Origin of the sequence: Pedobacter sp. (genome assembly GCF_045627485.1) — a bacterium.
Lineage (GTDB): Bacteria > Bacteroidota > Bacteroidia > Sphingobacteriales > Sphingobacteriaceae > Pedobacter.
Map to the genome: position 1 here is coordinate 26,740 of NZ_JAZQNU010000133.1, position 13,516 is coordinate 40,255.

The following is a 13,516-nucleotide window of genomic DNA, read 5'->3' on the forward strand; positions in this document are numbered from 1 at the left end:
AAACCAAACCTTATGATGAAATTTTTTACAAAAAGAAAGAAGCTCCCTTGGATGCTTTTGTCCTTTATGCTTTGCATTTGCTGTTTCAAGTTCACGGCATTTTCGCAAAGCCGAACAGTGAACGGTACTGTTAATGGCATGGATAATTTGCCGATTCCGGGGGTGTCAGTGAAAATTAAAGGCTCCAGCAATGCCACGGTTACGGATGGTAACGGAAAGTACAATATTGCGTTGGATGCCAACCAAACGACATTGATTTTTTCGTATTTAGGTTTTGTTCCTAAAGAAGCAGTCGTTACAGGCAGCACCTTAAACGTTGTTCTTGAAGAATCGAAGTCTCAGTTGGACGAGGTAATTGTAGTGGGGTACGGCACGCAAAAAAGGTCAAATGTAATCGGCTCTATTGCTCAGATTAACAGCGAAGAGTTAAAGCAGGCACCTACTATGAACATTACAAACATGTTAGCAGGGAGATTGCCAGGGATCACAACCTTACAATCTTCTGGTAGACCTGGAGCAGATGATGCTACCATCAGAGTGAGGGGGACGTCTACTTATGCTGGAGGCCAGGGGCCAACAGTAATTGTGGATGGTGTAGAACGTCCTTTTTCTCAGCTGGATCCTAATGAAATTGAAAGCATTTCGGTGCTTAAAGATGCCGTATCCTCTGCCGTTTATGGCTTGCAGGCAGCTAACGGTATCATATTGGTAACCACTAAGCGGGGTAAGTCAATGGCGCCGAAGGTAAGTTACGATGGAGCGGTAATGCAAAACTCCAACACGCGTTTTCCAAAGTTTCTGGATGGCCCGGATTATATGGACTGGTTTTCACGCGCTGAAACCCTAGACAATGACTACAGAATGAATGTGGGAATGGATCCAAGTCCGTTAACATACAATCAACAACAAATAGATGCCTTAAGAAATGGAACCAATACAAATCCTTTATTTGGAAATACGGATTGGGTAGGTGAACTTTTAGGAAAGAAAAGCTATTCTCAAAGTCACGGTATTACCGTAAGAGGGGGAAGTGAGAAAGTGAGATACTTTTCCAGTGTAGGTTATCTTGGCCAGGACGGTATTGTAGAAAACACGGATTTTAAAAGGTACAATTTAAGAACTAATGTTGATGCAGAATTAAATTCTGTATTGTCAATAGCTTTAGATTTAAATGCCAGGATGCAAAATACAAATACGCCAGGCCTTTCTCCAGATAACTCGGCTTATATGAACCCGTTTTATCAGGCTGTTAGAATATTGCCCAATATGCCTATGTACGCAAATGGTTTGCCAACTGCCTATGAAAGTAATGCCGGCTTTGTAAATCCAATTGCCTCCGTAATGGAATCTGGTTATCAGAAAGGAGAAACAAACGTTTTTCAAAGTACCTTAACATTCAATGTTAAAGTTCCCTGGGTAGAAGGTTTGAGTGCGAAGGTATTGACTTCCTATGATAAAAATGCCACAGAAAATAAAAGTTGGGTAACACCATACCAGCTGATGGGAAGGGCAAGAAATCAAACAACAGGTGATTTTAGGTTGATAGCCAATCCTCCGGGTTTAACGGTAAATACATTACGACAGAGTTATAGTCAAAACAACAGGTTGTCATTTCAACCAAGTTTAAATTATAATAAAACCATAAATGATCATGAATTTTCGGTATTGGCCTTATATGAATGGTCCAGACGTAAATCAAATGTTTTTTCTACAGGTGCAAGGAATTTTGCATTATCAGACTTGCAGGAAATAGATTTTGGAAGTTCAGCAACGAATGATTTTATCAGTCCCACAGGAAATAGTGGCATTGGAGCCAGACATGGTTATGTCGGACGTATTAACTATGCCTTTAAAGACAAATATCTTGTTGAAGTTGCCATGCGTGCAGACGCTTCTCTAAACTTTCCTGCTGAAAGCCGTTGGGGATATTTCCCTGGAGGTGGATTAGGTTGGGTTGTGAGTGAGGAAGGTTTTTTCGCTGACATTAAAAAAACAGTAAGCTTTTTCAAGCTTAAGGCAAGTTATGGTGTTTTAGGAAAAGACAATGTAGAGTCGTTATTCCCTTATCTGCCGGCATTTCAGTTAAATGATAATCCGGTGGTTGTTATTGGTGGAACGCCATTAGCAGCATTATACACCACATCACCTCCCAATAGAAACCTAACCTGGGAACGTCATAAAATGACCAATGTGGGTTTTCAGGCAGAGTTATGGGATGGAAAATTAGGCGTTGACTTAGATTATTTCTATACGGTTGTAACGGATGTGTTGACCGGTAGGGGTAACCTCTATCCTTCAACGATTGGAGGAAATGTTCCTTCTACATTTAATGATGGAATTACTGATAACCGCGGATTCGATTTGCAATTGAGACATAAAAATAATATCGGTAAGTTCAATTACTCTATCACAGGTAACTTTAACTGGGCCAGAAACAAGGTCATCCTGATCAATGAAAACCAAAATCTTCCAGCATGGCAAAAAACTACAGGTAATCCAATTGGCCAAAAGCTTGGGTTTGTTGTAGATGGCTTTTATCAAAACTGGGACGAAGCCAGGAACGGAACCTCTCCAAGTGCAGGCTTTTTAGCTCCAGGATTCTTTAAATATAAAGATCTTAATGGTGATGGACGTATTACACGTGATGCGGACATGACTTTTGTTGGAAAAAGCAACTTACCTGAGATCATGTATGGATTGAATTTGCAGGCTAGTTATGGTGGGTTTGATTTTTCTGCACTATTCCAGGGAGCAGCTATTTCGAGTCTGGCCTTAGGTGGTGTATATGAAGGCTCCTCTGGTACAAGCGGAGTTGAAGACAATAGTCCGTTTACCAAAACTTTCTATGGTTACGGAAATTCACCTTATTACCTTGTCGAGCAATCCTGGTCTCCAACCAATCCAAACGCTAAATATCCGAGATTAACTTCTGGAGGTGTTGCTTTGTCACCGCACAATGCGAATCAAAACTCTGCTTTTATTGTAGATAACGGTTATTTACGTCTTAAAACCGTACAGTTAGGGTATACTTTACCAAAAACTGCATTTAACTCAAAATTAGAACGCGTACGCTTTTATGTTTCAGGATTCAATCTCTTTACCTGGGATAAACTGAAATACCTGGATCCGGAAATGCCAAATGTAAATAATGGATTCTATCCTCAGCAGAAAATGATCTCTGGTGGAGTTAACCTAACTTTTTAATCTGACGTCATGAAAAATTATATTAAAATAACGAAGAAATCAATCTTAGTACTTGGAGCAGTCATCGCAATGGGTTCTTGTAAAATAGATTACGATCCTCTCGACAGATACACAGATGTTACTGTATACCAAAACCCGGCAAACATAAGATCATATATTATTGGGATGTACAGTGAGTTTAATACTTTCAAATTTGGCAGTTTCCCTATAGGATATGATAATGCAACGGATGGTTTAACAGACCTCATGAAGTACTCTTCCGGTGTTTCTGGTAATGGAACGGTGAATATCCTTGCTTCAGATGCATCCCGTGTAAATGCTGCAGGACCCCAGTTAAATTACTGGACTTCGGCTTATGCTCGTATCCGACGCCTGAATGAGTTTATAGAAGGACTTCAAACCAAAGCACAAGGGTTGGATGAAAATTCAAAACTCGCGCTTCAAGCTGAAGCACGATTCATCCGTGGGTATGTCTATTTTTGGTTGTTGAAACTTCATGGTAGTGTAGTCATAGTAGATCGATTGATTGGTCCAGATGAGAAAGACAATCCTCGCTCCAGCGAAGATGATTGCTACAAGTTTGTTGCTGAAGAATTTGCATTTGCAGCACAGCATCTTCCCGCGACCTGGGATCCCGCCAATACAGGAAGAGCTACTAAAGGTGCCGCATATGGTATGTTAGCAAGAACATGGTTGTACGCAGCTTCCATTGCTGAATATGACAGAAAGCAATTTAATTCGGATGAGTTGACAGGTATACCGCAATCAAAAGCACAGGAATATTATACCAATGCATCAAACGCTGCTGATGAGGTGAAAAAGCTTGCAGATCAAGGTGTCTATGCCTTGGATGATTTTGCTACAATGTTTACCAACAAAAATTCTAAAGAGGGCATTTTTACAGTGCACTACGCAAGACCTCAGATTACTCACCAGCAGGACCTGGGATTTGTACCTCCAAACGATGCGCCGGGCCAAGCCTTAGTATATGGTGTACCTACGGCAGAACTTGTCAATGAATTTGAAATGAGTAATGGTTCAAAATTTTCATGGTCTAATCCAGCAAATGCAGCAAATCCTTATGCCAACAGAGAAGCGCGGTTTTATGCTACCATATTGCACAATGGCTCGGCCTGGAAAGGACGTACGCTAAACACCACTACATCTGATGTGAATGAAGGTATTACTGAATTTGGAGCTACTGAAGCAAAAAGAACTGTAACAGGCTATTATGCGAAGAAGTTCCTTGATCAGGCAAATACCAATATTATCGTTAACAGAAGTGATCAAAATTGGATGGAAATGCGATATGCAGAAATTTTGCTGATTGATGCTGAAGCAAAAACAAAGATTAATAAAATTGATGCTGCCAAGAATTCTTTAAATGCGTTGAGAAATAAACGCGGATTGCCTAATACACCTTCACAAACTGCTCTAGAAATGATGACAGCCATCGAACATGAAAGAATGGTGGAGCTGGCTTTTGAAGGGCACCGCTACTGGGATTTAAGAAGATGGAGAAAAGCGCATATTGTGTTAAACAATACCAGATTTACCGGGCACCGTGGCACATCAAGCGGATCAGGAGTTACCTACCAAACTGTAACCGTAGATAATGCTAACCGTCAGTTTACGCCTGCATTGTATTACATCCCTATCCCTTTAGACGAAATTCTTAAAAATAATGCCATTACCCAAATTAAGGGATGGTAATGTCTGGTCATCATATTAAAGTATAAATAATGAAAAATTTATCATTAGCAATCATAGTTACAGCATTATCTTCTTTAATGCTCAGCTCTTGTAAAAAGGCAGAGCCGGTAGTGCGCAATACAAATAACGAACTTTCAGATATCTACGCCACCATGGAAGGTTTGGGTAGAGAGCGTTTATTTGAACCACGTTTCAGTGCCAACAGGGATACCATTTACTTTGATATACCTTTTTACTATCCTGTCAATTCTGATAATGAAGTAGACCTGAGCAAAATAATCCTCAGATCTACTGTGCCTGCTGATGCGTTGGTTACCCCATCATTAGGCGGCCTTCAGGATGTTTCCAAGCCATTTACATTGACCATTACACCTGGTTCTGGTCCTGCCAGTTCTTACGTTGTGGTTTCCAGAAAAGTAGGAGACTTATCTATCACTAGCGCAAAAATTGAATATACATCCGGAGGTACCGTGCAGGAAGTTGAAGCTGTAATTAAGGACTCTGATGTATTATTTTACATTTTGCCTGGTACAGATGTTTCGAATGCTAAACTGAACCTCAATATTAACAAACATTCCAGCAGTTCAATTGCTACAGGTAGTACTCTTAACTTATCTCAAAATGTTCCTTTGACCATTACCGGTAAAGATGGATCAAAAAGAACTTACACTTTGAAAGCCACTGAACCCTTGAAACTTGATTACGGAGTGGGTATTAATAGAAGGATGTGGACGAAGACTTCAAGTGAACTTGGGTTTACCACAAATATGGAAACCGGATTGGCCATTAGTGGCGATTACCTGATTACTGCAGTACGTACCAATCCAGCTAAGTATCGTGTGTACAATAGAAATACAGGAGCCTATGTTAAAGATATGGCAATGCCATTCAGTGCGCTGTCATTCCAAATTGCTCATGACTTATCCGGAAACCTGTTAGGTACTACCTTTGCAGCTAAAAACGGCAAATTCCTGGCTTATAAATGGGCAGATGTTGATGCTACTCCTGTCAAATTAATTGAATGGACTAACAATAACCCCGCAGCAATTACAGGTGATGGTGGTGTTGGCCGTCGTGTCAATATTTATGGCGACCTCAATGGAGATGCAATAATCATGTCTCCTGGTGGTCAGTCTTCCATTATATACAAATGGACTATTAAAAATGGTCAGGCAGTAAGTCAGACACCAGAAGTGATCCGTTATGGATCAATGACAGGTGGTGCAGCTAGTTTTATGGGCTTCCAGGCAGATGCGCAGCCAGTTTCTACCCAGCCAAATGCCAATTATTTCATCAATTACCAGTTTGAAATTGCCTTGGTCAATGGTGCTACCAACGAGCGAATGTTTGGATTTAATAACTCTACTTCAGTATTTGGTATATTTCATTTTGCCACCGACTACGTGGAGTTTAACAATGCTAAATATTTGGCTGTGCAGAAATTTGTAAACTCTTACAGTTACAATAATGCAATTCTTGGTCTTTTTGATGTGACAGAAAATTCTAAAATTTCACTTGCCCCATCTGATCCAAGATATTCAACTTTCAATATTTACAATTCTGAGATATTTATTGGCGCAAATGCCAATGCCAGTGGAACAGGAGATATTTGTATTGCATTATCGCCAGATAAAGAACGTATGCAGGTTTATATGCTGCTTACTAATGGTGGTATAATGGCACACGAGTTCACCAAGTACGCCCCTTAACTTAATAAAAATTGACGCCACCCTGTAAAGTATTTTATACAGGGTGGCTTTACAATGATCAAACATTATATAATGAAAAAAGTCTTTCATACCATCTGGTTTTTGTCCATAATCGGACTTTTTAGCTTATCGGCTTGTAAAAAATCTGCAGTAGAGCAGCCTGTAAATCCTGGTGAAGAAAAACCACCAATAGAAGAAGAACGTAGGGGAGAAGCTATTGCCTGGGTTGATGCGCGGTCCAATGTTTTTGGAACCTACGGTCGTTTTAGTGATACCGCTATGATCAAAACCACCCTCGACACTTTGAAGGATGTAGGGGTCACAGGTTTGGTAATAGACGTTAAAGGCTCATCGGGCTATACCATGTATCCAAGCCAGTTTAGCAAGCAAATTACTTCCCAGGATGGAAAAACAATACCAAACGGCGTTGACTATGTAGGATTTATCATCAAAGAGGCCAAAAAGCGTAATTTTAAAGTATATGCATCCATTGTAACCTTTGTAGAAGGTGATCGTGGAAAATCGACCGGACTTGTTTTTGAAGATCCGCTTTGGAAAGATGAATACCAATCGATCACATGCGATGTTAATGGTAATCGTGTACCCATTACTGCTACGGGAAAAAATGGATTTGTAAACCCGGCAATACCTGCCGTTCAGGAAAGGGCCCTTAATATTGTTAAAGAGATTGTGGGTAAGTATGAAGTCGATGGAATGCTACTTGATTATGCTCGGTATACTGATGTAAGCGCAGATTTTTCGGATTACAGCAAAAACGACTTTATCAAATTCCTGGAAACCAAATATCAGGATACAGAGGCTAAGAAAATGAATTTCCCTGCTGATGTTGTGACCAGCTGGAAAATTACGGCCGATCAGGTGGTGCCAAATGTTACCGGAAAATATTATAAACGCTGGTTGATTTATAGAGCGACTGTTATTCATGATTTCTTTGTGAAAGCAAGAGCTGCGGTTAAAAGCGTAAAATCAAACGTTAAATTTGGTACTTATGTGGGTGCTTGGTATACAACTTATTATCAAGTAGGGGTAAACTGGGCAAGTAATGAATATGATCCCTTTAATGATACCGAAGTCCGTTTTGACTGGGCATACCCTGATTACAATAAAACAGGATATGGAGAACAGCTTGATCTGTTGATGACTGGAAATTATTTTACCCAGCTGATGATTAAAGACAATCCAGCATCTGCTAACCTTGCTTACCACTGGTGGAGCGTAGAAGGGTCTCTTAAGGGAGGTAAATACATCACCCGCAACAAAATGCCTTTATATGGTAGTATCGATATGGGCAATGTAGACTGGCCAAATCAACAAGCAATAAGTAATACTATCAAGTACATTCAGGCTAATGCCACAGGTGGCACTATGCTTTTTGATGTTGTTCACATTTATGCGCCACAGTACAACAGGCTAAAACAGCCGCTCTGGAATGCGGTAAGAGAAGGATTGAAGAAATAACAATGATGAAAACAAGATGGTGGTAACCGATCGTTTCTAGCTGCTATATAGCCCGTATCCAAATAAATTAATTACAAATTATCAAGAAACACATTGTCAAAGCTCGAAACTAAAAAATTAAATCCTATATATTGGATACCAACAACATGGTTTGCTATGGGCTTACCTTTTGTGGCCCTTTCAGGAGCAAGTACTATCATGTATAAAAATATGGGTATCTCTAATACGCAGATCGCTTTTTGGACATCCCTGATTATGTTTCCCTGGACCATAAAGCCACTTTGGGGGCCTTTTTTAGAAATGTACAAAACAAAGAAATTCTTTGTTTACGCTACTCAAATATTTACGGGTGTATTATTTGGTCTATTGGCCTTAACCCTGCAAATGGATCATTTCTTTAGTTTTTCAATTGCCATTTTAACAATTATTGCCATCAGCGGGTCTACCCATGATACTGCTGCCGATGGTATTTATCTTAATGAGCTCAGCCCTAAGCTTCAAGCCAAGTTTGTGGGCTGGCAAGGGGCTTTTTACAATATTGCCAAGGTATTTTCAGGGGGTGTTTTGGTTTATATCGCCGGGCAAATGGAAAAGGAGATTGGTATTCAAAATGCATGGATGGTGGTGATGTTTGCTTATGGAATAATCATGGTACTCCTTGGATTGTATAACATGAGGGTTTTACCTGGTGGACAAGAAGTGCAGTCCATCTCTTCTCTAAAGGAGGGTTTCGCTACGCTTAAGGATGTAATTATTACTTTCTTCCAGAAAAAGAACATCTGGTTTAGTCTATGTTTTATCGTTTTTTATCGGTTTGCTGAAGGGCAGGCTATTAAAATTATCCCTTTATTTTTCAAAGCCTCCAGAGAGACGGGCGGATTGGGATTGAGCACCTCAGAAATTGGATTGCTGTATGGCGTTTTTGGCTCCATCTCTTTCGTGCTGGGTTCAATAGTAGCAGGGTATTACGTATCAAACAAAGGTCTTACAAAGAAGACGCTACTCATTTTGTGTGCATTTTTCAATTTGCCATTTGCTGCGTATGCATTTCTTGCCATCACCATGCCTCAGGATTTATATGTAATCGCGGCAGCGGTTACCATAGAATATTTCGGTTACGGTTATGGATTTGTAGGCCTGATTTTATTTATGATGCAGAATATTGCTCCCGGTAAATACAAAATGGCGCATTATGCTTTCGGCAGCGGTTTAATGAACCTCGGTTTTATGATCCCCTCGATGATCAGCGGATGGATCAGCGATTACTTAGGCTATAAAGAATTCTTTATATGGGTGCTCTTTGCAACCATTCCGGCATTTATCGTAACATGGCTGGTTCCATTAAGAAAAGTAGACCAGGAACCAGATAAGTAGTAACACACACAAATAACATATAGAATGAAGATATTATTTTGCACGGCATTGCTTTTGGCCAATGCCGTTTATAGCATGGCACAACAGCAGACTTCTGAAAGAGACAGTAGTTATGCAAACGGTTATTATGTTAAGCGCTTACAGTATTTCAAAACTTTACCTGTTCAAAAAAAGGCAATTGTTTTTATAGGGAACAGCATCACAGAAGTAGGCCAATGGCAAGATGTAACTGGTGTTGAAAAGGTAGTAAACCGGGGTATTAGTGGTGATAATTCCTTTGGTGTTTTTTATAGGCTAGACGATGTGCTGGTGCATCAACCCCGTAAAATATTTCTTGCAATTGGCGTGAATGACATCAAGAGAGGAACACCCATTGATGTCATTGCTAAAAACTACGAGCGCATTATTTTAAAAGTCAAAAAAAACAGCCCTAAAACACAGCTCTATCTTCAAAGTGTGCTCCCGGTTACAGAATCAATGCTTGCGTCTATTTATGACAATATCCGTAATCCAAAAATAATTGCACTAAACGGTTTAATGAAAGACCTGGCCATTAAACACAAATTGCCCTATGTTGATTTATACAACAACGTTTTTAAGGACGAAAATGGCCAGCTCATCCGTAGCTTGACAACAGATGGCCTTCATTTGCAGCCCGAAGGCTATGTTTTATGGGCTGCATATTTAAAAAATCAAAATCTACTATAAAATGAAAATTAAGTTTATTTCTATTGCCACTTTAATGATGGGCTTATTTTATATAACCCCGGTTTTTGCACAACAAGCAAAAATCGATAGCACTTATAACAATAGTTATTACCAGGGAAGAATGGAGCTCTTCGAAAATCTTCCATTACCAAGGAAATCTATTGTGTTTTTAGGCAACAGCATTACCGAGCGAGGCATGTGGCATGAATTACTTCCGGGGAAGGTAATTATGAACCGCGGCATTGGTGGTGACAATACTTTTGGAGTGCTGGCTCGCCTGTCGCCGATTATTTCTAGTAAACCCTCAAAAGTTTTTCTCTTGATAGGTATCAATGACATTGGGCGGGGACTGCCGGTAGATGTTATTGCAGGCAATTATGAGCGAATGATCGTTCAGTTCCAGAAAGGTTCGCCAAAAACTAAACTTTACCTACAAAGTGTATTGCCTATGAATGATGATATTCTAAAAGCAGACTATTTAAAAAACAAAGGACAGTATATCATTGAGCTCAATCGTAAAATTGCTGTTCTAGCTACAAAATACAATTTAACTTATATCAATCTTCATGATGTTTTTGATGCCGGTAACAATAAGTTAAAACCAGAATTAACAATAGACGGTATACATATCAATCCAGCGGCTTATGTTCTGTGGGTCAACTATTTAAAGATTAAAAAATATTTATAATAATTATACATGAAAATAACAGGAACTTTCATTGATGAGATTTCTCATGACATACCTCACCAGAATTGGGGAAGAGAGGAATGGGATAGAGATTTCGCTTATATGAGGTTAATTGGAATAGATACAGTCATCATGATCCGGAGTGGCTATAGGCGATTTATTACCTACCCTTCACGTTACCTGCAAGAAAAACACGGCTGCTATGAGCCGCCGGTTGACCTGGTAGAGATGTTTTTGCAACTGGCTGATAAATATAGTATGAAGTTTTATTTCGGCTTATATGATAGTGGAAAGTATTGGGATACAGGTAATATGCAATATGAAATTGATGCCAATCGATTCGTAATTGATGAAGTATGGAAACAATACGGGCATTACAAGAGTTTTAGCGGGTGGTACCTGAGTATGGAAATAAGCAGGGGTACTTTGGGTGCGATAGACGCCTTCCGTACCCTTGGGCAGCAATGCAAAGATGTAAGCGATGGATTGCCAACACTTATTTCTCCGTGGATAGATGGCAAAAAGGCGGTTATGGCAGCATCTTCACAACTGAGCAAACAGGATGCTGTATCTCTACAGGAACATGAAAAAGAATGGGGAGATATATTTCAAGGCATTAGTGGGGCTGTTGATGCGGTTGCATTTCAAGATGGGCATATAGATTACCATGAGCTTGATGATTTTTTTGCTGTTAATAAAAAGATAGCGGACAAATATGGGCTGCAGTGTTGGACAAATGCTGAAAGTTTTGACCGAGATATGCCAATAAAGTTCTTACCTATCAAATTTGAGAAACTTCGCTTAAAGTTAGAAGCCGCACAAAGGGCGGGGTACGACAAAGCCATTACATTTGAATTTTCACACTTTATGAGTCCACAGTCTGCATACCCGCAGGCCGGAAACTTATTTAATCGATATAAAGAATACCTAAAGGATAGACAATTTGAGCAAAGAGATGAACAATTATAGTGTAATTTACGAGCAGGAATTAATAAATAATGTGATTCCATTTTGGATGAAGCATTCAAAAGATGAGCAGGATGGGGGATATTTCAATTGCCTGGACCGTGTAGGGAATGTTTTTGATACGGATAAATTTATGTGGTTGCAGGCACGTGAAGTTTGGACTTTTGCAACCATGTATCATGAATTAGAACCACGACAAGAGTGGCTGGATATGGCAAGACATGGTGCTGACTTTCTAGAAAAGCATGGTCGTGATGAGGATGGAAATTGGTATTTTTCTTTAAATAAGCAAGGGCAACCGTTGGTGCAGCCTTATAATATATTTTCTGATTGTTTTGCGAGTATGGCTTTTGCAGCGCTATACAAAATAGATCCGCAAGAAAGATACGCAGAAATTGCAAAAAGTACCTTTTTCAATATCCTGGAACGCCGTGATCATCCGAAAGGAAAATACACTAAAGCTTTTCCGGGTACACGTTCCTTAAAGAATTTTGCACTTCCTATGATACTAAGTAATCTCTCGCTGGAGATGGAACACTTACTGGATAAAAAAGTAGTAGATGATCTCTTAAGACAAGTTATCCACGAGGTGATGGAAGTATTTTACCAACCTGAAAGTGGGTTAATTTTGGAAAATGTGAATCTTGATGGTACTTTTTCAGATTCGTTCGACGGAAGGTTGGTTAACCCTGGGCATGTTATTGAAGCTATGTGGTTCATCATGGATTTAGGTACCCGTTTACAAGACCAGGATTTGATCGAAAAGGCCACTAAGATAGCCTTGAGGACACTGGATTATGGATGGGATAAAAAGCATGGAGGTATATTTTATTTCCTGGACATCAAAGGACATCCACTACAGCAACTTGAATGGGATCAGAAACTGTGGTGGGTACATCTTGAATCCTTAGTTTGCATGGCGAAGGGTTATGCGTTAACTGGTAGTCAGGAATGTTTGCTTTGGTTTGAGAAGCTACATGAATACAGCTGGAACCGCTTTAGAGATCCTGAACATGGGGAGTGGTTTGCCTATCTGAATAGAAAAGGTGAAGTGCTGCTGCCATTAAAAGGTGGTAAATGGAAATGTGCATTTCATGTGCCAAGAGCCTTGTTGCAAATTTCCAGAACAATGGAAGTGGCTCAACAAAAAAATGGACCGCTAGCAATGGAAAAGTAATCCTGGCTTTGCATAACAACTTATCTAAAATCAAACACTTGGCCATTTAATATGTTTTATAATTTTATTAAACACAAAATTATGGCAGACAACAAGAATTTCCAGGATGGAAGAGACCGTAGTAAAGTAAGTGGGAACGAGGATTATGAGTTATCTTACCTGCAAAAAAAATTGGGCGTTAGTAGAGAACAAGTTAGGGAAGCTATTAAGGCCGTTGGAAATAGCAGAGAAAAAGTAGAAGAGTACCTGAAGAGCAACAACTAACGTTATTTCCATAAATTTTATATTATTAGCGCAATTAGCTGATAATCCTAACCAATAAAAAAGCCCTTACATATTGTTAAGGGCTTTTTCTGTGTGTTCCCGAAGGGATTCGAACCCCCATCATTAGAACCGGAATCTAACATTCTATCCATTGAACTACGGGAACAAGGCCGCAAATATATAGAAATCATTGGAATAAAGGGTATATTGAATCCAGAGAAAAAAAACTATTTC

At 39.6% G+C, this 13,516-nt stretch carries 10 protein-coding genes and 1 tRNA gene; 10 read left to right on the forward strand and 1 reads right to left on the reverse strand.

Annotated elements, in window-relative coordinates:
• Positions 1–12 precede the first annotated feature (12 nt).
• The 10 genes from ACR2F3_RS10085 to ACR2F3_RS10130 all read left to right on the forward strand — a co-directional run bounded on the left by ACR2F3_RS10085 (position 13) and on the right by ACR2F3_RS10130 (position 13,282).
• On the forward strand, positions 13–3,204 hold the full coding sequence (locus ACR2F3_RS10085; RefSeq protein ID WP_432709852.1) for a SusC/RagA family TonB-linked outer membrane protein: 3,192 nt from the start codon (positions 13–15) through the stop codon (positions 3,202–3,204).
• Positions 3,205–3,213: 9 nt separating this feature from the next.
• Positions 3,214–4,917 (forward strand): RagB/SusD family nutrient uptake outer membrane protein, encoded by a 1,704-nt coding sequence (locus ACR2F3_RS10090; protein WP_432709853.1) that lies wholly within the window; start codon positions 3,214–3,216, stop codon positions 4,915–4,917.
• Between the two features lie 29 nt (positions 4,918–4,946).
• The gene (locus ACR2F3_RS10095; protein ID WP_432709854.1) at positions 4,947–6,626 is read left to right on the forward strand and encodes a DUF5018 domain-containing protein; all 1,680 of its coding nucleotides are present in this window, start codon (positions 4,947–4,949) and stop codon (positions 6,624–6,626) included.
• Positions 6,627–6,698: 72 nt separating this feature from the next.
• The gene (locus ACR2F3_RS10100) at positions 6,699–8,105 is read left to right on the forward strand and encodes a family 10 glycosylhydrolase (RefSeq protein WP_432709855.1); all 1,407 of its coding nucleotides are present in this window, start codon (positions 6,699–6,701) and stop codon (positions 8,103–8,105) included.
• A gap of 156 nt (positions 8,106–8,261) precedes the next feature.
• Positions 8,262–9,479 (forward strand): MFS transporter, encoded by a 1,218-nt coding sequence (locus ACR2F3_RS10105; protein WP_432709856.1) that lies wholly within the window; start codon positions 8,262–8,264, stop codon positions 9,477–9,479.
• Positions 9,480–9,503: 24 nt separating this feature from the next.
• The gene (locus ACR2F3_RS10110; protein ID WP_432709857.1) at positions 9,504–10,187 is read left to right on the forward strand and encodes a GDSL-type esterase/lipase family protein; all 684 of its coding nucleotides are present in this window, start codon (positions 9,504–9,506) and stop codon (positions 10,185–10,187) included.
• A gap of 1 nt (position 10,188) precedes the next feature.
• Entirely contained in the window at positions 10,189–10,875 is a 687-nt protein-coding gene (locus tag ACR2F3_RS10115; RefSeq protein WP_432709858.1) for a GDSL-type esterase/lipase family protein, read from the forward strand.
• A gap of 9 nt (positions 10,876–10,884) precedes the next feature.
• A complete protein-coding gene (locus tag ACR2F3_RS10120) occupies positions 10,885–11,844 on the forward strand; it encodes a DUF4434 domain-containing protein (protein ID WP_432709859.1) in 960 nt (319 codons plus the stop codon).
• Complete coding sequence (locus tag ACR2F3_RS10125) at positions 11,831–13,018, forward strand: AGE family epimerase/isomerase (RefSeq protein WP_432709860.1); 1,188 nt, start codon at positions 11,831–11,833, stop codon at positions 13,016–13,018. The genes ACR2F3_RS10120 and ACR2F3_RS10125 overlap by 14 nt, the downstream gene beginning before the upstream one ends.
• Positions 13,019–13,099: 81 nt before the next feature.
• A complete protein-coding gene (locus ACR2F3_RS10130; protein ID WP_432709861.1) occupies positions 13,100–13,282 on the forward strand; it encodes a DUF3606 domain-containing protein in 183 nt (60 codons plus the stop codon).
• A gap of 94 nt (positions 13,283–13,376) precedes the next feature.
• Here ACR2F3_RS10130 and ACR2F3_RS10135 read toward each other — a convergent pair.
• Positions 13,377–13,448: transfer RNA gene (locus tag ACR2F3_RS10135), tRNA-Arg, on the reverse strand.
• Between the last annotated feature and the right edge of the window lie 68 nt (positions 13,449–13,516).